The sequence below is a fragment of the Sphingobacterium sp. 1.A.5 genome, assembly GCF_002734235.1.
Taxonomy (GTDB): domain Bacteria; phylum Bacteroidota; class Bacteroidia; order Sphingobacteriales; family Sphingobacteriaceae; genus Sphingobacterium; species Sphingobacterium daejeonense.
Genome location: NZ_PEBA01000064.1, coordinates 40,525 through 62,717 on the forward strand (window position 1 = coordinate 40,525; position 22,193 = coordinate 62,717).

Here is a 22,193-nt window from a genome sequence, read left to right on the forward strand (position 1 = left end):
AATATTTAAAGGGCAAATTGGAAAATTTGCCCTTTTTTAATGTTTAATAAAAAAGGGTCTACAGATGCAGACCCTAATTTTGATTGTATGTTGTTTAGCTTAATGCTCTTTTTATTCCTAGAATAAAGTAAATTCAACACGTCTGTTTAACTGACGACCTTCTGGTGTGCTGTTAGTTGCAATTGGTTGGTTAGGACCATAACCTGTTGCTTCGATACGTGATGCATTTGCTCCTTTAGATACTAAGTAAGCTTTAACTGCCTCTGCACGCTCTTTAGAAAGACGTAAGTTCAATTGTAATGAACCAGTGTTATCTGTGTGACCAGCAAGTTTCAAGCTGAAGTTTTTCTCAATCAATAAAGCAGCAACTCTATTCAATGATTCGTATGATGAAGGACGGATAGTAGCTTTGCTCAAATCAAACTCTAAGTTTTTAATAGCTTCATCAACTACTTTTCTGTCTTCTTCAGTAACAACGATTTTCTCAACTACTTTAGTTTCGTGTTTAGCTTCTGGAAGTGGACAACCTGAACCATCTACTTTAGTTCCAGCAGGAGTGTCAGGACATTTGTCGAACTTGTTTGCTACACCATCATTATCTGAATCTTCAAGACCAGCGTTGATTTCATCCATATTTGATTGAAGCTTTTCATTTGCAGCAACTAATGCGTCGCGCTCAGCTTTCAATTCATCATATTTAGCAGACATCGTAGCAACTGGATTTGAATTCCCTAAATAAGGTTTGTTTCCATCTCCTAAAGCCACTTCGATACCAGCATGTGCGTATGAGAATAAATCATTTTTATATTGACCACCACGGATACCATCAAAATTCTGGTTAGCCCAGTTTAATTGGTAACCTAAATCAATGTTGATTCCTCTAGCAACAGCAAATTTGAAACCTGCATCAACAGGAACATAAAGTTTTGTCTGAGAGTCAGAAGTTGTAGATGTTTCGCCAATTGTAAGCGTTGTTTCAGAGTTCAAAGCACCTAAACCTACTGCGAAATAAGGTTTGATAATGCTGTTGAAAAATCTCCAGTTGGTGTTTGCAAGAGTGAACTCTCCAGACAAGGCTGCAGACCAAGGCATTTTTGCTTCGAACTCAGTGCCAGATTCTTCGTTCACACCACCTACTTTTCCGCCCATATATTGAGCTTTAATTCCGAAAGATGGAGAGATTTGCTTTTTCACATAAGCTGAATAACCTACATTGTTATTCAATTTATCGTATCCGGCTCTATTGAAACCGAAAATATTGGATTGGTTTAAAAGACCCGCGTTTACACCAATAGACCAAGTTCTATATTGAGAAGTTGGACCTAAAATAGAGGTGCCTTCAACAGTTGCTGTATTAGTTTGAGCGAATGTAGCAGAAGAGATTAAAATAGCAGCAGCCAAGGCGCTAGCTTTTTTAAAGTAAAGTGTATTCATAATATTTTAACCTTTAAATGTTATATGTTACTGCTCACTTGGCAAATTTGTTGCCAAAACATTTTGTTTTGGCAACAAAGGTTAAAATACCATGATTTTGTAGTTAAATTCCGATAGGAAGTCTAGCTTAAAACTCTAGCAAAGAAGGTAGGGATTTGAATGTTGAATGCCATTTTCTTGATGACATTTGATTCAGTTAATTGCCTGAAAACACTCTTTTTACTTTTCGTAAGTATCAAGATGTCAACTTGCTCATCTAATAAGACAGAAGTGATTGCTTGTGCTACAGTTTCTTTCTGGCGCATAAACAAAGTTTGAGGCTTGATGATGTATGAAATATCTGAAATGCCTAATTCCGATTCAATTCTATTAATCCATTCCTTAAATTGAGCATCAATATCCTTTATAGCCTTATCATCTGTGTTGACGTGGATTAAAATTAATCTATAATCTGTCTTAAACAGCGGGGCAGCTTGTTGTAATGCTGTTAACTCCGCCTCTTTAAAATTACACAACAATGCTACGTTATCCTTTTTATATTCAGTAGCAATTTCAGGTACTGCCAAAACAGGAGTAGTAGTATTTAATATGGTGTCGTAAGTATTGCTCCCGATAAATACAGCATCCAATCCGGAAGCTCCTTGCGTACCCATAACCACGACATCATATGAAGTTGCCGTTGTTAGAGCCTTGATCTCATCATATAAGTTGCCTTCTTTGAAAATACTGTTAGCTCTCACTTTTGGAAATTCCTGCTGGATTTGAGTAATAGTATCAACCATGTTTTGCTCAGCCTCCGGAACTCTAGGGTCATTTAGTGGTGTTTCCCCTTTAATATTTGCATAAGTATTGGAATGCGAAGAAAAAACATGGACAAGGTCAATTTCTTGTCCGCCCTCTTGTGCAATTTGACAAGCGTAATGAATCGCATTATTAGAATTCTCAGAGAAATCTACGGGTATAAGTATTTTGCTCATGCTGTATGTTTTAGTTTAGATTTTGTCAAAAAATGCTGGTTTGCTAAGTTCTAAAGCAATGGCCTTAGAAACCGAGCTTTTAAATAATCTTTCAAAAAAGGTTTTCCTACTAGGTGTAATCAAAATAATCTGAGGGTCAACCTCACTAATAATTTTGCTCACGACCTCAGGAACGGTATCTAATTCAATGTCATCTTTATTGATTGGTTCTGCAATCGTCTGCACATCTGCTATGGATCCCATTTCCCTAATGTTATAAACCCATGAGTCTAAATCATCGTTCACATTTTCTGATTTTTGACTTTCCTTGAAAACATGAATTAAAGTAAGCTGATTGGGGATTCCAACAATGTCCTGAAATTCTTTGAGAGTATCCAATTCCTCTGACTTAAAATTTGTCAATAATGCTGCATGATTAATGTCAAATGTATGTTGGTGATTTGGGATTACCACAACAGGAACCTCTGATTTAGAAGCCACAGCAACAGTAGTGCTGCCCCAATATACAGGTTTTGACTGACTAGCACCGGATGCACCCATAACAATCAATGCATATTTTCCTGACTGTGAAAGTTCTGTCAGTTTATCAATGATTAAACTGCGAGAACATTCAATGCTAATATGTAATTGAGGATAAGTTTTTACTAGCTGGGTTTGCAGTTCTAGAATTTTCTGATCGGCCAACAATAACGGGTTGTCAACGCTTTCACCTTTCGTGTCGCCAACTGAGCTCGAGGTATAGCAGTGTAATAAATGTAGATTGTGACCTTTCTCAACAGCAATTTGACAAGCATAATCAGCTGCAAATCTCGAGTTTTCAGAAAAATCCGTAGGGACAATAATTGTCATCTTGATGATTTATTATGTGTGTATGTTTTTACTGAGATAAATTTAGGAAAAATATGCGTCATATTAATAAAAATTGGGTTGATTGGGGCGTATACTCATCAAATTTAAGTAAGTTTGCAGTTTAAATTATACGCGAATTAAATGACTAGTAGAGATATACGTCAAGCCTTCTTAGATTTTTTTGAAAGTAAAGGACACCAGATTGTTCCATCGGCACCGGTGGTAGTGAAGAATGACCCTACATTGATGTTTACCAATGCGGGTATGAACCAGTTTAAAGAGTTGTTCCTAGGCGAAGCAGTCGCCAAATACCCACGCGTAGCAGATACTCAACGTTGCTTGCGTGTTTCTGGTAAACACAATGACCTGGAAGAAGTAGGTATCGACACCTATCACCATACACTTTTCGAAATGTTGGGAAACTGGTCTTTCGGAGATTATTTTAAAAAAGAAGCTATTGAATGGGCTTGGGAATTATTGACCGAAGTCTTGAAATTGGATAAGGACCGTCTCTATGTAACAATATTTGAAGGAGATGTACTGGAAGGATTGCAACAAGATGAAGAAGCCTTCAACCTATGGAAAGCCCTGATTCCAGAAGATAGAATCCTCCTAGGAAATAAAAAGGATAACTTTTGGGAAATGGGGGACACAGGACCTTGTGGACCATGTTCCGAAATACATTATGATATGCGTTCTGATGAAGAACGTGCTAAGGTTAAAGGGCAAGACCTGGTCAATATGGACGATCCTCAGGTTATTGAAATCTGGAACCTCGTTTTTATGCAGTTCAACCGTTTGAAAGATGGAAGCTTGGAGTCGTTGCCTGCAAAACATGTGGATACAGGAATGGGCTTTGAAAGGCTTGTCAGAGCCATTCAAGGAAAGTCTTCTAACTATGATACTGATGTTTTCCAGCCTCTGATCCAGTTTATTGCTCAAAAATCCGGAATTGCTTATGGATCCGACGAAAAAAGCGATATCGCCATGCGCGTGCTTTCAGACCATATTCGCGCAGTTAGCTTTGCAATCGCTGACGGTCAATTGCCTTCCAACAATAAAGCAGGTTATGTAATCCGCAGGATTTTAAGACGTGCCGTAAGATATGCATATACATTCCTTCATTTTAAAACTCCATTCATCCATGAACTGGTACCTGTATTGGCGGAACAGTTCAAAGGAGTGTTCGATGAATTATATCAACAAAAAGATTTCGTAGAGAAAGTAATCCTCGAAGAAGAGGTGTCTTTCTTGAGAACATTGACACAAGGAATCCAACGCTTCGAATCCTATACCTCTGACACCAATGTGATCGATGGAGATTTTGCATTCGAATTGTTTGACACCTTCGGGTTCCCGATTGACCTGACAGAATTATTGGCACGTGAAAAGGGAATGACTGTTGACATGAATGGGTTCCAACAAGCTCTGCTAGTTCAAAAAGAAAGATCAAGAGCTGCAACTGCTATCGATACTGGAGATTGGGTATTGGTAAATGACGATAAAGAAAGCGAATTCGTAGGTTATGATACCCTGAAATCGAATACTGAAATCTTAAAATATAGAAAAGTATCCACCAAAGGAAAAGATCAATACCAATTGGTTCTTTCAGAAACTCCATTCTATGCTGAAGGTGGTGGCCAGGTGGGTGACAAAGGATTTATTCGTTCTTTGGACACCAACGAAAGAATAAGCATTGTGGATACGAAGAAAGAAAATGGATTGTTTATTCATTATGTAAATCAACTTCCAAATGTTTTGGTCGGTGAATTCGAAGCAGTAGTGGATGATAAAAAAAGAAAAGATACTGAAGCTAATCACTCGGCAACCCACTTATTGCATGCGGCACTTAAAAAAGTTTTGGGTGACCACGTGAATCAAAAAGGTTCCTTGGTTTCTCCAGATGTGCTTCGTTTTGACTTCTCTCACTTCGCAAAATTAACTTACGAAGAAATAAAAGAAATTGAAGACATCGTAAATGCTAAAATCCGTCAGGACATACCTTTAAAAGAAGAACGTAACGTTCCTTTCCAAAAGGCTTTAGAATCTGGGGTAACAGCATTGTTCGGAGAGAAATATGGAGATCATGTGAGGGTTATCACTTTTGATGATTCCTATTCCAAAGAATTATGTGGTGGTACACACGTGAATGCTACAGGTCAGATTGGTTTCTTTAAAATCCTTTCTGAGTCTGCTGTAGCAGCGGGAGTAAGAAGGATCGAAGCCATAACTGGAACTAAATCTGAACAAGTAATCCGTGAGCATTTCGAACTGTTTGATAACATTAAAGAATTATTGAACAATCCTAAAGATTTTGTTTCCGCTGTTTCTAAAGTTATTGACGAAAATAATGCGCTCAAAAAAGAAATCGAGAATTATATCCGCGAGAAATCTCAAGGTTTGAAAGATGAAATCGAGAAAAAACTAGAGAAGGTCGGTGATATCAATTATATAGCTACTATTGTTGATCTTCCAAATGCGGATGCGGTTAAAACTTTGGCTTATGCTCTCAAAGGTGGTATTAATAATTTGTATGCAGTATTAGGAGCTGTAATAGATGGTAAACCAAGCATTACCGTGATGATTTCTGATGACCTTGCAAAAGAAAGAGGAATGCATGCAGGAAATATTGTGCGCGAACTAGCAAAAGAAATTCAAGGCGGCGGAGGTGGTCAACCTTTCTTCGCAACTGCCGGTGGTAAGGACGCTACAGGATTAGAAAAAGCAATTTCAAAATCAAGAGAGTTTATAAAATAAAAATGAAAAAGTTTGCAATATATATTGGTTTAGCCGGTTTGTTGATTTCAGGTTTACAGGCTTGTTCTAACTCAGAAGCCGTTCAAGTAAATGGTGTTATTGATAACCCAGGCAATGTGAAGGTGGTGAGTTTCTATGAAGGTGATCAAAAACTGGACTCAACATTTATTGCAGATGGGAATAAATTTAAATTTGAACGCCCAGCTACTCAAGAAAGACTGCTGACCATTGAAGTGGGTAAAAACCGTTATCCAGTAATTTTGGAGCCTGGAAAGAATGTCGAGTTCAACGTCGATCTTCAACAGCCTGAAAATTACGAAATAAAAGGTTCTGATCTCTCGCAGAAATTAAAGGATTTTGCCCCTCAAAAAGCAAGAATTGACTTCGTTAGAGATTCCCTTCAACAATCGTTCAGTAGTGCAACTGCAGAAATGGACGCTAATGGGATTCAAAATCTGCGTTCTGAAATGTTAATGAAATTTGAACCTTTCTTTAAAAACTATATTAATCAAGCCGTAGACTTTGCTAATAAAAATGAAGACTTAGCCGGGTTTTATGTAATGAGTACTTTAGATCCGGAAATGGCGGAAGCAGAACTTATTTCATATGCCGATCATATCAAGGACAAATTCAACAATAATAGATATGTTGGGGAATTTAAAGCGGAAGTCGACAAATTGAGAAAATTGGCGGTAGGACAAAAAGCTCCAGAAATAACAGCTTATACACCTGACAATAAAACAGTGAAGCTTTCGGATTTCAAAGGAAAATACGTATTGGTTGATTTTTGGGCATCTTGGTGTATGCCTTGCAGAGAAGAAAATCCAAATATTGTAAAACAATACAACACATTCAAAGATAAAAATTTTACTGTTTTAGGCGTTTCTTTGGATAATAACCCAGGCTCTTGGATGCGAGCTATACAAGATGATAAATTAACCTGGACCAATATCTCTGATCTCCAAGCGTGGAGTTCTCCATTGATTATTGATTATTCAATTAAAGGTATTCCTACATCTTACATCCTGGATGCTGAAGGAAATATAATTGCTAAGAATTTAAGAGGGAAACAATTAGAAGATTTCTTAACGAAAACCTTAATAAAATAAAAATGCATTGTTAACTCTATTTTAAGGCTTAACAATTTCATAACTTTAAGGTAACTTTATTTTATAATTAAGTATATACCTTAGCAAAAAAACAGCGTATATGGCCAATAATCAAAAGATTCTTGTGGTTGATGATGAGTCGGATATTGTAGAACTCATTTCTTATAACTTAACCAAGGAGGGTTACCAAGTTTATACAGCTTCTAATGGAAAAGAAGCTATCAAGGTTGCCAAAGAGGTTTTTCCAGATCTTATAATATTGGATGTGATGATGCCTGAAATGGATGGTATTGAAGCTTGTCGCTTAATGCGCTCAATGCCTGAATTTAAACAGGTATTTATGGTATTCTTAACTGCTAGAAGTGAAGAATACTCAGAAATAGCAGGTTTTCATGTTGGAGCAGATGATTATATCGCTAAACCAATTAAACCAAGAGCTCTCATGAGCCGAATCAATGCTATACTCCGTAGAAATACAACGGAGGTTATCGATGACCAAGTAACCGATAAATTAGAAATATCTGATTTGGTAATTGATAGGGATTCGTTTTTAGTGTATCGAGGAGACGAGAAATTCGTTCTGGCAAAAAAAGAATTCGAATTACTTTACCTATTAGCATCAAAACCAAACAAGGTATTTACCAGAGAGCAAATCCTTAAAGCAATATGGGAAGACTCAGTGGTAGTAACCAATAGAACAATCGACGTACATATCCGAAAGCTCCGAGAAAAGATAGGTGACACCTATGTTACAACCGTAAAGGGTGTAGGATATAAGTTTGAGCTTGAATAAAAAACTTTAATTTAAAAACCGGACCAAATTGGTTCGGTTTTTGTTTTTAGATGCCCGCAAACGATTGCATCAAGAAATTTTATATATTTATTAAATATTTTAAAACTTAAATTAAACGAGAAACAAGTATGTGTGGAATTGTCGGTTATACCGGAACGCGTCAAGCTTACCCTATTGTAATAGATGGCTTGAAGAAATTAGAATATAGAGGTTATGATAGTGCAGGTGTAGCCCTTCAACAAGGGGATACCGTAAAAGTCTATAAAAAAGCTGGAAAAGTTGCTGCATTGGAAGAGTTCGTAGGTGATCAATCCACTGCTGGCACAACCGGAATTGGCCATACCAGATGGGCAACGCATGGTGAACCTTCAGATAGAAATGCTCATCCCCATGTTTCAAAATCTGGAAAACTCGCAATGATTCATAACGGAATCATTGAAAATTATGCTCAACTGAAAAGCGAGCTGTCAAAAGCGGGTTATGAATTTAAATCGGATACGGACTCTGAAGTTCTATTGAACTTTATAGAAGATATACAAGCTAAGAATGAATGTGGTCTGGAAGAAGCTATTAGAATCGCCCTAAAGCGCGTTACAGGTGCTTATGTAATTCTAATAATTGCTGCAGATCAACCCGATACAATTATCGCTGCAAGAAAAGGTAGCCCATTGGTTATTGGTATAGGTAATAATGAACACTTCTTGGGATCAGATGCCTCTCCAATGTTGGCTTATACAAAGGAAGTGGTATACATTAATGATTATGAACTGGCTATTGTTAAACCAGATGAACTAATCCTTAAAAACCTTGGTAATGAAATTATAACCCCATTTGTTCAAAAACTTGACCTTGAACTGGCTGCTATCGAAAAAGGTGGTTACGACCATTTCATGCTTAAAGAAATTTTCGAACAGCCAACAACCATCGCCGATTCATTAAGAGGTAGATTGGTGTTGAATGAACAAAGAATTATTTTAAGTGGGGTGGATGCTATCCAAGATAAATTGGCAAATGCCAGAAGGATTATCATTGTTGCTTGTGGAACAAGTTGGCACGCTGGATTGGTAGCGGAATATGTCATCGAAGAACTTTGTAGAGTAAATGTAGAAGTAGAATATGCTTCAGAATTCAGATACAGAAACCCAGTGATTTCATCTGAAGATGTAATTATTGCAATATCTCAAAGTGGTGAAACTGCAGATACTTTGGTGGCACTTGAAAGAGCTAAAGAACAGGGAGCGACTATCTTCGGTATTGTTAACGTAGTAGGATCATCAATCGCTAGAATTTCTCATGCAGGTTGTTATACGCATGCAGGACCAGAGATTGGCGTAGCAAGTACCAAAGCATATACCGCACAATTAGCAGTCCTAATGCTATTCGCACTTAAATTAGCAAAAGCTAAAGGAACAATTTCTGATGAACGCTTTAATGAACTGTGCCAAGAACTAAACGATATACCGGAAAAAGTTCAATGGGTATTGGAAAATGAAGTCGACAATATCAAGGCGATAGCCTATAAATATAAAGATGCAAGAGATGTACTTTATTTAGGCCGTGGGTATAACTTCCCAACTGCACTTGAAGGTGCCCTGAAATTAAAAGAAATATCTTACATCCATGCGGAGGGATACCCTGCAGCTGAAATGAAACATGGTCCTATTGCATTGGTAGATGAAGAACTGCCAGTAGTATTTATTGCAAGTAAGGACGCATACCATGAAAAAATAGTAAGTAATATCCAAGAAATCAAAGCTAGAAAAGGTATGGTGATCTCTGTGATGACCCAAGGAGACGAAGTAACTCCAACTATTTCTAATGATGTAATGGTTGTTCCAGAAGCTGACGAAGTTATTGCTCCTCTATTGACGGTAGTGCCTCTGCAACTACTATCATATTATATTGGAGTATACCGTGGTTTAGACGTAGATAAACCAAGGAACTTAGCAAAATCAGTAACTGTGGAATAACATCTTATGGGATATATAATAAAGGTACCATTAAATCGGATCGGGTATGATTTCATACCCGCCGATTATCTTCCTGAAGGTAAAGACGAATACTACCTAAGGTTTGAACAGAATAAATCCAACAAAAATTACAGAAACCTCACCGAAGAAGAAATTCGAATCCTCGAATTAAATAATAATGAGTCAACAGATTGGAATGATGTACTCGTAACAGATAAATTCATTCCCCAGCAAATCAAAAGATCCAAATTCTTTGGATTGGTTCGTATTGGTGATATGGAAGAAGTGTATCTGGAATATAGAGATATCAGACTTCCAGTCGGAATTTATAATTCTCAAATTATTTCTTGTGACTTAGGTGATTGTGTAGCTCTTCATCAAGTTCGTTATATTGCTCATTTTATCGTAGGCAATGAAGTGATCCTTTTAAATGTAAACGAAATGGAAACCAGCTCCAATGCAAAATTTGGAAATGGAATCCTTAAAGAAGGAGACCCAGAAAAAAGCAGAATATTTTTAGAGTTATGTAATGAAAATGGTGGGCGCTCTGTATTGCCTTTTGATGGTATGCAAGCAGCAGACGTTTATCTTTGGACCCGTAATAGACAAGATAAAGAATTACAGAAAAGATTCTTCGATATAACCAACCAAAAATTCAATGATATCAGAGGTTACTATAGTGAAATAGGGGACCGTACAGTTATCAAAAATTCACACACATTTAAAAATGTGAAAATTGGATCTGATGCTTACATAAAAGGGGTAAGTAAACTCAAAAATGTAACCATCAATTCCACTTCCGAAGCTTATACTCAAATTGGAGAAGGGTGTGAACTGGTGAATGGAATTATTGGTTATGGTTGCCGTGTGTTTTACGGTGTCAAAGCTGTACGCTTTATCTTATCATCTTATTCCCAGCTGAAATACGGCGCAAGATTGATTAACTCCTTCTTGGGAGACAATTCTACCATTTCTTGTTGTGAAGTATTAAATTCGCTGATTTTCCCCGCTCATGAGCAACACCATAATAACTCGTTTTTATGTGCAGCCTTAATCAAAGGCCAAAGTAATATGGCGGCAGGAGCAACGGTAGGTTCAAATCATAACTCAAGAGGGGCAGATGGCGAAATAATCGCAGGACGTGGTTTTTGGCCAGGCCTATGTGTTAGCCTTAAACATAATTCACGTTTTGCATCATACACATTGATCGTTAAAGGTGATTTCTTGCATGAACTGGATATTAAATTTCCATTCTCATTAGTAAGCAATGACGTCACTCATGATAGATTGGTGATTGTTCCAGGCTATTGGTTTATGTATAATATGTACGCTTTAATGCGTAATACAAATAAATTCATCAGTAGGGACAAGCGTTCATTCAAAAACCAATATTTTGAATATGATATCTTAGCTCCTGATACAGTAAATGAAATATTTACAGGAATCAAAGAGATTAAATCGGCCGTTAGAAAATCATTGAATATATCAGACCCTTTACAGTGGTTAAACAACAATGAGAAAACATCCGAAGAAATATTCTTGGACAATGCTGAGTTCTCCAAAAGAAAAGTTCTTCTTTTGAAACCAAAAGAATCTTTCCACCTATTTAAAAAATTAGTTCGATATTATGCTGTCTGCCAAATAATGGAACATGTTGATCCAAATGGTTTTAACAATAATATAAAATCATTGATTGATAAGGGTTTAAAAAGAGAAGAGTTTGAAAACGTAGGTAGTCAATTGATTCCTGTTAGTAAACTTGATGATCTATTGAACAATTTAAAATCTGGACAGATAGATTCATGGGATGAAATGCATTCAAACTACAGACAATTGAGCAGTGATTATGTACAGGATAAACTTCAGCACAGCTTGGCATCCTTACAGGAAATCACTGAAACAGATCCTCAAAATTGGAATGCAGAATTTTGGAATGAACTTTTTGATGAGGCTCTTCAAACTAAAAAATGGATTTGTGATGAGATCTATAACTCAAGAAGCAAAGATTATCACAATCCTTTCCGCTTGATGGTGTACGAATCTGAAGCTGAAATGAATGAAGTGGTAGGGAAACTGGAAGATAATAGCTTTATTAATTTGCAATCATCAGAGTTTGAAAATTTCCAATCAAGAATAAAAGATTTTAAATCGCAATTATAAAAAATGCCCCGAATCATTCGGGGCATTTTATTTATAATTCTTTTATCTTGATACTCCTAAAGGATACCTGATCCCCATGGTCCTGTAATAAAATATGACCTTGTTCAGCCTCCCCAAACTTATCCCAATCTTTATATTTACTACCTGCAACTAATTTTCTGAAATCTTCAGAACCTCTAACAAAATCCAATATCTTAAATCCATTCAAATAATAAGTGACATGGTTGTCTGGAGTAACCACAATCCTGCCTCTATTCCATTCTCCGATCGGTTTTCGAGGTCTAGGGTTGCGGTCAGAAGTGATCAAGTCGTATAAGGAAGCCAATGTCCTATTGCCATCTTTCCCTAATTTTGCATCAGGATGAAGCTCATCATCTAAAATCTGATATTCAGGACCAATAGCAGAACCCTTGGTTTCTTCGTTTAAGGTCACAAAATATTTGATGCCTGAGTTTGCCCCAGGTGTTAATTTAAAATCAAAAGAGAGGTCAAAGGCTTTATATTGCTTGTCTGTTACGATATCCCCACCATTGGTAGATTCACCACCATCAGATTTTTGAACCTGTATAATTCCATTTTCTATTTTCCAACCCTTTTCTGGAAATTCACCCCCTCTGGCGCTGTGCCAACCACTTGCATCTTTCCCATTAAACAACAATGAATACCCAGCTGCCTTTTCAACCTCTGATAAATCATTAGCTTTCGTATTGACCACATACACTTCCTTCGGAAAGTCCTGAGGCTTCAAATCCTTCTTCTGAATCTTGATGTTTTTGAAATATACCTTTTTACCGTCTAGAGAATCAGGAATGCTGTGCACTTGTAGAGCGATAAAACCAGAATCATCTAAACTATCTATTACAAAAGAAGTAGGAACTCCATTTACCCAAGTCTTGGTTTCATTTCCAATAGCTTCAATCCTAAAATGATTGAAATCATTGGGTTTGTATGCAGTTTTTGCTGTCGGATTTAAATCTAATGGATAGAGCCATTCTCTTCTTCCCTCATCATAAATACCACCTGTCCACGCTCGCTCAGTCGGATCTATATCAATCTGTCTCCCATAAACACGTCCAGCACCATTATTTGCCGTAGAATCAAAATGACTTCTAGTCTGAATTCCAGAATTCGTTGTATTACCTTCTAATTTTACATCAAGTTCCAATATAAAATCACCGTATTCCTGATCTGTGACCAAAAATGAATTGGGTGTACCCTTAGTCATTACTCCGACGATAGCATCATCTTCTACATGATAGTCTGCCTTCCCAGCCAATGGCTTCCAACCCGTCAAATCCTTGCCATTGAATAATAATTCCCAACCATCAGAAGTCTTTTGATCCTGTTGACAGGAAATGCTCATCGAACTTATTAATAGAAATGTGCAAGAAGTAGTGAAAACAGATTTAAAAAAGGTTCTTTTCATCATATTTTGTCTTTTATTGTAACAGGTTTATGGATTAATATCCAATTAGGTGTCTGAAATTAGGATTTTTTTTTAATTTTAAGCTAATCATTCATGTAACATTCGTAAACCTAAACTCAGAATCTGATGAATCACCATTTTTCTCGTAGAAGTTTTTTAAAAAAGTCCATAATTGCTGGTGGAGCATTAACAATGGCAAGTAGTCCTTTGGGAAATATCTTGATGGCAAAGCCAAATGAACGTGTCAACCTTGCCGCTGTGGGAATCGGAAACAGAGCTGCCGAAATATTGGGTGATTTATATAAAACAGGATTATGTAATATCGTAGCATTATGTGATGTGGATATGGGCGCAAAACATACGGAAGCTATACTGAAACAATTCCCTGATGTTCCAAGATTCCAAGACTTCAGACAGATGTTTGATAAGATGGGAAATCAAATCGATGCCGTTTCGGTTGGTGTGCCAGATTTTTCGCATTTTCCAATTACCATGATGGCTCTGGATTTAGGAAAGCATGTCTATGTAGAAAAGCCAATGGCACGTACTTTTCTGGAAGTAGAACTTATGATGGAAAAGGCTAAGAAAAATCCTAAACTGGCTACACAAATGGGTAATCAAGGACATTCAGACGCCAATTACTTCCAATTTAAGGCTTGGAAAGACGCCGGAATCATAAAAGATGTTACTCAGATCGTTGGTCACATGAATATGCCAAGAAGATGGCATGGTTGGGATGTCAACATTAAGAATTTCCCACCAGCCGAACCAATCCCTAGTACACTGGATTGGGATTTATGGCAAATGCAAACTATCGGACATAATTACAATAAAGACTTTATCAATGGACAATGGCGTTGTTGGTTTGATTTCGGAATGGGAGCCCTAGGTGACTGGGGAGCACATATTCTAGATACAGCTCATGAATTCCTGAATTTGGGGTTGCCAACCTCAGTTGGTGCAGAAATGCTGGAAGGACATAACTCATTCTTCTTCCCGATGTCGTCAACTTTAAAATTCAGCTTCCCTAAACGCAGAGGAATGCCGGCATTGGATATCATGTGGTACGACGGAATCAACAATCTACCTCCAATTCCAGAAGGATATGGAGTCTCTGGACTAGATCCTAATATACCTCCTCCAAGCACAGGAAACCTTGAACCTGCGAAATTGAACCCTGGAAAAATAATCTATGGTAAAGACCTTACTTTCAAAGGTGGGTCACACGGTAGTACGCTTTCCATTATTCCAGAAGATAAAGCAAATGACTTAGCTAATAAGCTGCCTGAAGTCCCTGCATCTCCTTCAAATCACTTTGCAAACTTCTTGAAAGCTTGTAAAGGTGAAGAAAAGACCCGATCTTCATTCGAAATAGCAGGTCCGTTGAGCCAAGTATTCTGCTTGGGAGTAATCGCACAAAGATTAAATGGTAAATTCGACTTCGATCCAGTGAAAAAAGAAATTACAAATGATAAATTTGCAAATGCCTTATTGATCGGACCTCCTCCAAGAACTGGATTCGAACAATACTATAAAGTTTAATAAATAATCAATCAAATATAATTAAGATGATCAAACAATTTGCTTACGGTTTAGCCTTTACAAGTATTCTTGGACTAGGCCTGACTTCGTGTCAAAATGGAACCCAAGAAAAAGCAGAAAATCAAGGGCAAGAAAAAAAAGAAGAAGTGGAACATAACCCCGCATCGCAAACAATCCCTGAAGAATCAAAAGACCTTTTGGGACGTTGGGACTTAAATGTCGATAAAAATGGCAAACAAGTGCCTTCTTGGTTAGAAATCAAATTGTCAGGATTCACTACATTGGTAGGTTACTGGGTAGGTGATAGCGGAAGTAGCAGACCTGTTTCCCATATCAAACTTCAAGATGGTAAGTTCTCTTTTGCAATCCCTCCACAATGGGAAGGTGGAAATGGTGATTTCGTAATCGAAGGTGAACTAGCTGGTGCCGAAATAAAAGGTACAATCACAAGCAATAACGGCGAAAAGTATACTTTTACAGGAACTAAAGCACCTTACCTAAACCGTACTGGAGAACCAACTTGGGGAACAGCAGTGGAATTGTTTAATGGTAAAGATCTAACAGGTTGGAAACCATCAAACGAAAACAATAAATGGACAGTCAAAGATGGTATTCTGACAAACGAAGCAGCAGGTGCTAACTTAATAACAGAACAAAACTTCGAAGACTTTAAACTTAATCTTGAATTTAAATATCCTGAAGGAAGTAACTCAGGAGTTTATTTGAGAGGTCGTTATGAAGTTCAGATCGAAGACTCTCCAAAAGATAGACACCCAGGAAATTTATATTTCGGCGCAATCTATGGTTTCCTTACGCCTAATGCATTAGTAACAAAAGGCCCGAATGAATGGAACAATATGGAAATTACACTTGTCGGCAGATTAGTAACAATCTCTATCAACGGACAAACTGTAATTACTAAACAAGAAATCCCTGGTATTACAGGTGGCGCCCTTGACAGTAAAGAAGGCGAACCAGGACCATTGTACATCCAAGGTGACCATGGACCTATCGAATTCAGAAAAATTACAATTACACCTGCTAAGTAGTATTTAGTAGTAAATAGTTAGTATTTAGACTTTCACAGCCGTGGCTGGTGTCCCCACCAGCCACTTTTTTATTTTCAACCAAACAAAAGTCTAATGTCTTTTGTCTAGTGTCTAATGTCTTTGATTCCCATAATTTAATCTCGTTCTCATGAAAAAAATCAGCTCATTATTTTTAATTGCACTTACGATAAATTTTAATGCTATGACACAAACCAAAAATTCTGATTTGGAAGTAGTAGCTTCCTTTGGGAAATCACAACCAATCGGCGTTTCGGTATCTTCTGATAATCGAGTATTTGTTTCTTTTCCTAAGAAAGATCCATATCTTTTTGGGTTGACAGAAATTGTCAATAGTGAACGTGTAGCTTATCCAAATAAGGAATGGAATGAAACTGAAGGTGACTACAAAAAACACTTTTTAAATGTTCAAGATATCTATGTAGATACCAAAGATCAATTGTGGGTCTTGGATTCTAAACCAGCATCATCGGGATCAATATTTGGGTCAGATGGAAAAGACAAAAAGCAAGAAGGACAATTTAAATTGGTTCAGATCGATCTCAAAGACAATAAGGTGATGAATGTATTTACATTCGATGATTTGGATAAAAGTAAATCTGGACTGAATGATGTTCGCGTAGATACAGAAAAGGAACTGGCATACCTGTCAGACCCAGGACAAGCTGCCATCATTGTCCTTGATCTAAAAACTGGAAAAACCAGGAAAGCATTGAGCCAAACAAAATTTACATTGGCAAAGGAAGATATTGTCCTAAGCTATAATGGGCATGAGATGAGAGATAAAAATGGAAACCCTTTTAAATCCAATGTGAATGGTATTGCCTTGACCAAGGATAATAAATGGTTTTATTTTAAGCCCATAAACGAATTAAACCTTTATAGGGTCGAAACCAAGTTCTTAGCAGACTCAACTCTTTCTCAAGATGAATTAATTGCGAAAGTTGAAAATATAGGTGAAGTAGGGGTTACTCATGGACTTGTAGCTGATAAAGAAGGAAATATTTATTTAACGACTTCTTTGGATTATTCTGTGAGAAGACTGACGCCAGAAGGCAAGCTTGAAATCGTAGTACAAGATCCTAGACTTTTATGGCCAGATTCATTGGGTGTTGGCTCAGATGGATATCTGTATTTTTCCTGCGCACAAATGCAATTGCTGCCACAATGGAATAATGGAAAAGATCTCGTTCAAGATCCATATCAAGTATATCGAATTAAAGTCCTATAGTCCAATTACAACAACAACAATGTCTTCATTTGAATAGGAGGGGTGATAATGACTTATTGCTCCAGATTGTTTGTAGATCCTTAGTTCATCATAAACGGCAGTTTTGAGGATACCTTTGCCTTTGCCATGTATAAATTTTATTTCAGGATAACCCCAATATATAGCGGCATCCAATTGATCTCGCAAATAATCTAAAGATTCTGCAACTAGTTCATCTAATTCATAGTCTTCAAGATTAGCCAAAAATGACTCAGCATGCAAATCAACAGTCTTATGGGGTTTTGGTAAATTCCGGGACACTTTCTTAGTTATTTTTTATTTTCTTTCTATCTCACATCCCACATCCCACATCTCACATCTCATATCTACCCACTATATTCCCCTTCCAATCAAATTTGGAAGTAAAGCTTTTGCTTCATCGATTTTTTGTTCTTGAAGAAGAGCGATATAGGGTTCTAATTTTTTGTAAGTCTCAGAATTTGGAGCGAAGTCTTTAAGGTAAGTATAGGCTTCTTGGAAATAAGGAGCTAATTGCTGACTTTCAATGGCAGGAGTATTGTCCATACCGATAGTAAGGGTTCCAAAATATTTATCATACTCCTTTTTAGCTTTCTCTCCAGCGATTGTTCCTTTAGTTTTGTTAGCAAAGTCTTCATACCAAATTGTTCGTTGTACAAGCGTTTGAAAAGGAATGGAAATAGCAGCATCAGCAGCAAAACCCTCCATATTGTCTCTCGCTTGTTGCTGAAGGAATATTTCTAAATTAGAAGAAATAAAAGGATAGAAGTTTTCTTGGAAATAAATTGGATTCGCTTCAAGGTCAAACATACCTTCAACTTCTCTTACTCTAAAACCGTTTTTATTGATCTTTTCATAAGCTTGTTCTAGATCTTCAGGAACAGCCGCCTTACCACCATCAAATTCAACATTGACCAGCGGTCTGTAGTTGACATCCTCTTTAAAGGCAGAACGACTACCATACATTGAAACCTTATCTATATAATCCATGATTAGGGCAACCCCTTTGTCATTCTGGATACTATCGCTTCTCTGATCGAATAGTTCTTTGAATTTCGCAGTAGCTTTTCCGACACTTTCGATATCTGTGGAATCAAGAGCTAATATATAATCTTCCAAGATATCCGTTTTGGAAAGGTTATATTCTTCTGGATTTTCAACTGTTGTGGAATCAGTTGCTTGTTCCTCTTTGTTATTGGAAACACAACCAGTTAATAGCAATGAAAGTAATAAGCAATTTCTAAATAGTTTCGTCATAATCGTTTTGAAAATTATGGATTAAGGAATGAGCTATTCCTGCCCAAATATCGTATTTTAATCCTATTTATTAGTATAAACGTTTAAAACATAGATTATGTGTCCTAACAATTGCAATTTATTAGCATAATAATCAATATGTTAATTTATTGTTGGTTTCAACATATGTAAAATATCCTGAAAGATTGTATATTTGTGCCACACAAGACAAAGGTGATACCTTCTCGGGGTGTAGCGTAGCCCGGTATCGCGCCACATTTGGGATGTGGAGGTCGTAGGTTCGAATCCTGCCACCCCGACAAAAGCCACTGATAATCAGTGGCTTTTTCTTTTTTTCGGACACATTTCGGACAAATTATATCTGAATATTGATTATTCAATAACCTAAGCAAAGTTAAGTTAAGCTAGAAGAATAACCCTTCTTAAAGAATGATTGGAGCATAATGCTTGTTTCTATAGAGCGTGAAAAGTTCATCTTATTCTTATAAAAAATCAAGAGGGCTAGGAGTCTTTTGCTTGTCTATGTCAGTGATATGAGTGTAGATCATAGTCGTTTTTATATTTTCATGACCCAATAACTCTTTTACAATTCGGATATCGATACCTGATTGGATTAAATGTGTGGCATAAGAATGTCGCAATGTATGTACAGAGCCTTCCGACTGAACATTTGCTTTGATCAATGCTTTTTTCAGAATCAACTGTACACTTCGTTCGCTATACTTGCCACCCTTCTCACCTTCGAAGAGGTACTCCTTTGGCTTGAATGCTTGATAATAATGTCTCAAAGTCGCCAGCAATTTGTCTGGTAATGATACAATCCGATCTTTATTACCTTTGCTTTGATGGATTCTGATAATTCCATCGGAAGATTTTATGTCTTTGATTTTGAGATTCAACAGTTCGCTAAGACGTAGTCCACAACTATAGATTGTCATCAGAATAGCCTTGTGTTTTAGATTTTGAGTGTTATCGAGAATATTTCTTACTTCTTCTTTTGAAAAGAATTTAGGTAATTTACTTTTGAAAAGAATTTAGGTAATTTAGAAAATGAGCGTTTCGGGTATAAGTAATCCAGTTGGATTTTTTTGTCCAATATCAGTTCGTACATCTTCTTGATTGCGCCCACTAATCCTTTTTGATAGGAAACACTAATTTTCCCATTTTGAACTTTTTCGTTTATAAACGCCTCAATATCTGACAGTGGAATTTCTTCAAGGGAGGGATATTTGCTAACATGTTTAAGAAATATACTAGCGTAATCCTTGTACGATCTAATGGTATTGCCAGCATATCTCTGCATCAGCAATCTCTTTTCGAAGGTTTCAAGTATGATTTCGCTATTCATATCAGGGAAATAGTATTTTATAATATTTTGTTTCGCTATTTGTGCGGTTTTATTTTTTAAATACAAATATATCAATATCTTATGTAGAAAGAAAAGTCAAATAACGAAACACGTATATAGGGTTGGTTAAGCGAAATTTTCCGTATATTCGTTTCGTTAAAACAGATGTTGTTAGCAATCCGCTGCGCTCCTTGCTAACAATGGCTCGGCGACTTACGTCGCTTGCCGTAAGCCGCCGCTTCGCGGACTGCTTACAACAAGCGACTTGGCTAAATAGCTCCGCTTTTGTATCTTCGATACAGCTTCGCTACTTCGCCAAGTCGCCGAGCCATTGTTAGCAATCCGCTGCGCTCCTTGCTAACAATGGCTCGGCGACTTACGTCGCTTGCCGTAAGCCGCCGCTTCGCGGACTGCTTACAACAAGCGACTTGGCTAAATAGCTCCGCTTTTGTATCTTCGATACAGCTTCGCTACTTCGCCAAGTCGCCGAGCCATTGGTGGCAATTATTGAAACAAAATTATAAACTATGACTTTTGGAATATACATTGGAAGCGTTGCGGGTACTGACTCAGAACTTGCGACTGGAGAGCCTGACAATCCTTCAAAAATAAAATCAGCTTTAAGTGAAATACAACAAAACGACAGCTTCATAGTTATTAGAGGCTACATTCAATATCTTGGTGATAGTAAGTTAGCTTTTGAAGCTCCAGAGAATATACTTCAATACTCAAATGAGACACGAAAAATTGACTTAGTTCTGTGTTATAGGTCTATTTCATATCAAAGAGACGACTGGGAAAATACGATTAAGACCGTCATCCAAAGATTTGGTAGTAAGTTGTATTCTTTACAAATCATTGAGGAACCTAATTTAAGAGTATCCTTTGCAGGTGGTGGAGGATTTGAAAATATAGACAAGGCATTAAAGGATGGTGTTCTAACAGCTAAAAAAGAAATAAACAGGCTTAAATATCAAACCAAAGTTGGCTTCAATGTCGTCCCCTCTTTCAATCCTGCTGATAATTTTTGGCAAGTAATAGGAAGTGATGAATATCTTGAATTGCGAGACGCTATTGACTATATTGGTTTAGACTTCTACCCTGACGTTTTCAGACCGGTGGCAGAGGACGGAGAACCCAACGATTTAATAGAGTCAGTTAAAAATGTTCTGAGATATGTGCGGAACGTGAATTTTCAAGAAGGTAAAATACCTCAGTCTATACCTATTCACATCACCGAAAATGGCTGGCCGACAGGCGAACAAAGGTCATATGAAAGACAGGCGGTCGTTATTGAAAAAGTTGTGCGGACTATCCATAGCTTGAAATCTGAATTAAATATTAACCACTACGAATTATTTAGCTTACGAGACACTAATAGTTCTGTCGAGGATAAATTTTACCAGTTTGGGCTTTTGAGAGACGATTACTCACCCAAACCTGCTTTTTCTATTTTTTGCAAATTAATAGATGAACTAACCCAAAGAGTAACTGCCACCAACAAAAGCTAAACGCAATTGTGGGGGTCAATGGTGGTAAGGAAGTTATTAATACCTAATTTTAATTCTGCAACGTGGGACAGTGAAGCAATTTCTAAACCCACAACTGCGTTTAGCTATACGTTGGCTGTAATTTAGTAACCCAAATCAAAATTTATTAGTTAATGTAACTTTTTAAAGAAAATGATACAAATTGTGTAGGATATAAGAATATTGTGTAAATAAAACAAATTGATGGCTATTTATGTAACCATTTAAAAAAAATAATTTATAATAAAATACATAGACATTATGAAAAAAAACATTTATATCGTTATTACATCAATACTTATGATACTGACAGGTATTTTAAGAGGTTTTGGAGGAGTTCTATTAATTCTTAAAGGTAATACCGTACCTGTTGAACCACCAATAATTGCGTCAAATCTAATTTCAAAATTATGTGGAATAGGATTAATAATAGTTTGTTTTTTATTTGTTTATTCAGCATATCTCTTACTAAATCGAAAATATATAAAAGGATTTAAATTGAGTTGGATTGTGATTGGATTATTCTTGATTGGTGGAATAGTAAATGGTTATTTACTATTTAAAAATCCTTTTGTCCAAGACCAAATTATAAACTTCTCTGCTTCGATTTTGATTGGAATTTTATTATTAATTGGAAAAAATAATTTAAATAAAACTACAGCCAACAAGGTATTGCCAAAAGCGGGGTTGAACGGCTTCGATTAGACATTTGTACAAGGTTCAGTT

General features: G+C 36.8%; 18 protein-coding genes and 1 tRNA gene. 11 read left to right on the forward strand and 8 right to left on the reverse strand.

Translation table 11 applies throughout. From position 1 onward, the window contains the following. Nucleotides 1-117: 117 nt before the first annotated feature. From CRT24_RS18110 to CRT24_RS18120, 3 genes are all read right to left on the reverse strand, one after another. Nucleotides 118-1,434, reverse strand: coding sequence for an OmpA family protein (locus tag CRT24_RS18110; protein ID WP_099372513.1), 1,317 nt, complete (start codon nt 1,432-1,434; stop codon nt 118-120). Nucleotides 1,435-1,556: 122 nt separating this feature from the next. After that, nucleotides 1,557-2,411: a universal stress protein gene (locus CRT24_RS18115; protein ID WP_099372514.1), complete on the reverse strand. Its 855-nt coding sequence runs from the start codon at nt 2,409-2,411 to the stop codon at nt 1,557-1,559. A 15-nt stretch (nt 2,412-2,426) separates the two neighbouring features. Next, nucleotides 2,427-3,260, reverse strand: a complete 834-nt coding sequence (locus CRT24_RS18120) for a universal stress protein (protein ID WP_099372515.1) — start codon at nt 3,258-3,260, stop codon at nt 2,427-2,429. Nucleotides 3,261-3,401: 141 nt separating this feature from the next. On the opposite strand from CRT24_RS18120, the gene alaS reads away from it, so the two are divergent. From alaS to CRT24_RS18145, 5 genes are all read left to right on the forward strand, one after another. Beyond that, entirely contained in the window at nt 3,402-6,017 is a 2,616-nt protein-coding gene (gene alaS, locus CRT24_RS18125) for an alanine--tRNA ligase (protein ID WP_099372516.1), read from the forward strand. Nucleotides 6,018-6,019: 2 nt separating this feature from the next. Further along, nucleotides 6,020-7,126: a TlpA disulfide reductase family protein gene (locus CRT24_RS18130; protein ID WP_099372517.1), complete on the forward strand. Its 1,107-nt coding sequence runs from the start codon at nt 6,020-6,022 to the stop codon at nt 7,124-7,126. Nucleotides 7,127-7,226: 100 nt separating this feature from the next. After that, nucleotides 7,227-7,919, forward strand: a complete 693-nt coding sequence (locus CRT24_RS18135; RefSeq protein ID WP_099372518.1) for a response regulator transcription factor — start codon at nt 7,227-7,229, stop codon at nt 7,917-7,919. Between the two features lie 128 nt (nt 7,920-8,047). Then, nucleotides 8,048-9,889: a glutamine--fructose-6-phosphate transaminase (isomerizing) gene (glmS, locus tag CRT24_RS18140; RefSeq protein ID WP_099372519.1), complete on the forward strand. Its 1,842-nt coding sequence runs from the start codon at nt 8,048-8,050 to the stop codon at nt 9,887-9,889. A 6-nt stretch (nt 9,890-9,895) separates the two neighbouring features. Beyond that, nucleotides 9,896-12,049 carry a DUF4954 family protein gene (locus CRT24_RS18145; RefSeq protein ID WP_099372520.1) on the forward strand — a complete coding sequence of 718 codons (2,154 nt, stop codon included), beginning with the start codon at nt 9,896-9,898 and terminating at the stop codon, nt 12,047-12,049. 31 nt (nt 12,050-12,080) lie between these two features. Here the strand turns inward: CRT24_RS18145 and CRT24_RS18150 are convergent, their stop codons facing one another. Next, the gene (locus tag CRT24_RS18150) at nt 12,081-13,478 is read right to left on the reverse strand and encodes a DUF1080 domain-containing protein (RefSeq protein ID WP_306473183.1); all 1,398 of its coding nucleotides are present in this window, start codon (nt 13,476-13,478) and stop codon (nt 12,081-12,083) included. A gap of 123 nt (nt 13,479-13,601) precedes the next feature. On the opposite strand from CRT24_RS18150, the gene CRT24_RS18155 reads away from it, so the two are divergent. The 3 genes from CRT24_RS18155 (at nt 13,602) to CRT24_RS18165 (ending at nt 17,315) form a co-directional block, all read left to right on the forward strand. Beyond that, nucleotides 13,602-15,017, forward strand: coding sequence for a Gfo/Idh/MocA family oxidoreductase (locus tag CRT24_RS18155; RefSeq protein WP_099372521.1), 1,416 nt, complete (start codon nt 13,602-13,604; stop codon nt 15,015-15,017). Between the two features lie 26 nt (nt 15,018-15,043). Next, a complete protein-coding gene (locus tag CRT24_RS18160) occupies nt 15,044-16,066 on the forward strand; it encodes a DUF1080 domain-containing protein (RefSeq protein ID WP_099372522.1) in 1,023 nt (340 codons plus the stop codon). Nucleotides 16,067-16,268: 202 nt separating this feature from the next. Beyond that, entirely contained in the window at nt 16,269-17,315 is a 1,047-nt protein-coding gene (locus CRT24_RS18165) for an SMP-30/gluconolactonase/LRE family protein (RefSeq protein WP_257214088.1), read from the forward strand. On the opposite strand, the gene CRT24_RS18170 is transcribed toward CRT24_RS18165, so the two are convergent. Both CRT24_RS18170 and CRT24_RS18175 read right to left on the reverse strand, forming a co-directional pair. After that, nucleotides 17,310-17,615 carry a Smr/MutS family protein gene (locus tag CRT24_RS18170; protein WP_171017567.1) on the reverse strand — a complete coding sequence of 102 codons (306 nt, stop codon included), beginning with the start codon at nt 17,613-17,615 and terminating at the stop codon, nt 17,310-17,312. The genes CRT24_RS18165 and CRT24_RS18170 overlap by 6 nt on opposite strands. A 72-nt stretch (nt 17,616-17,687) precedes the next feature. Further along, entirely contained in the window at nt 17,688-18,590 is a 903-nt protein-coding gene (locus tag CRT24_RS18175) for a hypothetical protein (RefSeq protein ID WP_099372525.1), read from the reverse strand. Between the two features lie 225 nt (nt 18,591-18,815). Between CRT24_RS18175 and CRT24_RS18180 the strand changes: the two genes are divergently transcribed. Then, nucleotides 18,816-18,889 (forward strand) — tRNA-Pro (locus CRT24_RS18180). Between the two features lie 183 nt (nt 18,890-19,072). Here the strand turns inward: CRT24_RS18180 and CRT24_RS21315 are convergent. Further along, complete coding sequence (locus CRT24_RS21315; RefSeq protein WP_306473188.1) at nt 19,073-19,624, reverse strand: tyrosine-type recombinase/integrase; 552 nt, start codon at nt 19,622-19,624, stop codon at nt 19,073-19,075. Further along, nucleotides 19,576-19,938 (reverse strand): phage integrase N-terminal SAM-like domain-containing protein, encoded by a 363-nt coding sequence (locus tag CRT24_RS21320; RefSeq protein WP_257214089.1) that lies wholly within the window; start codon nt 19,936-19,938, stop codon nt 19,576-19,578. Before CRT24_RS21320 ends, CRT24_RS21315 begins: the two co-directional genes overlap by 49 nt. 527 nt (nt 19,939-20,465) lie before the next feature. On the opposite strand from CRT24_RS21320, the gene CRT24_RS18190 reads away from it, so the two are divergent. Beyond that, on the forward strand, nt 20,466-21,449 hold the full coding sequence (locus tag CRT24_RS18190; protein ID WP_099372526.1) for a hypothetical protein: 984 nt from the start codon (nt 20,466-20,468) through the stop codon (nt 21,447-21,449). A gap of 279 nt (nt 21,450-21,728) precedes the next feature. Further along, nucleotides 21,729-22,172, forward strand: coding sequence for a hypothetical protein (locus CRT24_RS18195; RefSeq protein WP_099372527.1), 444 nt, complete (start codon nt 21,729-21,731; stop codon nt 22,170-22,172). Nucleotides 22,173-22,193: the final 21 nt, after the last annotated feature.

Coding starts and splice junctions, on each gene's coding strand:
- CRT24_RS21320 (WP_257214089.1), bottom strand. CDS start 19,938: ATGAATAGCGAAATCATACTTGAAACCTTCGAAAAGAGATTGCTGATG.
- CRT24_RS18115 (WP_099372514.1), bottom strand. CDS start 2,411: ATGAGCAAAATACTTATACCCGTAGATTTCTCTGAGAATTCTAATAAT.
- glmS (WP_099372519.1), top strand. CDS start 8,048: ATGTGTGGAATTGTCGGTTATACCGGAACGCGTCAAGCTTACCCTATT.
- CRT24_RS18135 (WP_099372518.1), top strand. CDS start 7,227: ATGGCCAATAATCAAAAGATTCTTGTGGTTGATGATGAGTCGGATATT.
- CRT24_RS18120 (WP_099372515.1), bottom strand. CDS start 3,260: ATGACAATTATTGTCCCTACGGATTTTTCTGAAAACTCGAGATTTGCA.
- CRT24_RS18155 (WP_099372521.1), top strand. CDS start 13,602: ATGAATCACCATTTTTCTCGTAGAAGTTTTTTAAAAAAGTCCATAATT.
- CRT24_RS18130 (WP_099372517.1), top strand. CDS start 6,020: ATGAAAAAGTTTGCAATATATATTGGTTTAGCCGGTTTGTTGATTTCA.
- CRT24_RS18190 (WP_099372526.1), top strand. CDS start 20,466: ATGACTTTTGGAATATACATTGGAAGCGTTGCGGGTACTGACTCAGAA.
- CRT24_RS18150 (WP_306473183.1), bottom strand. CDS start 13,478: ATGATGAAAAGAACCTTTTTTAAATCTGTTTTCACTACTTCTTGCACA.
- CRT24_RS18110 (WP_099372513.1), bottom strand. CDS start 1,434: ATGAATACACTTTACTTTAAAAAAGCTAGCGCCTTGGCTGCTGCTATT.
- alaS (WP_099372516.1), top strand. CDS start 3,402: ATGACTAGTAGAGATATACGTCAAGCCTTCTTAGATTTTTTTGAAAGT.
- CRT24_RS18160 (WP_099372522.1), top strand. CDS start 15,044: ATGATCAAACAATTTGCTTACGGTTTAGCCTTTACAAGTATTCTTGGA.
- CRT24_RS18145 (WP_099372520.1), top strand. CDS start 9,896: ATGGGATATATAATAAAGGTACCATTAAATCGGATCGGGTATGATTTC.
- CRT24_RS18165 (WP_257214088.1), top strand. CDS start 16,269: ATGACACAAACCAAAAATTCTGATTTGGAAGTAGTAGCTTCCTTTGGG.
- CRT24_RS18195 (WP_099372527.1), top strand. CDS start 21,729: ATGAAAAAAAACATTTATATCGTTATTACATCAATACTTATGATACTG.
- CRT24_RS18175 (WP_099372525.1), bottom strand. CDS start 18,590: ATGACGAAACTATTTAGAAATTGCTTATTACTTTCATTGCTATTAACT.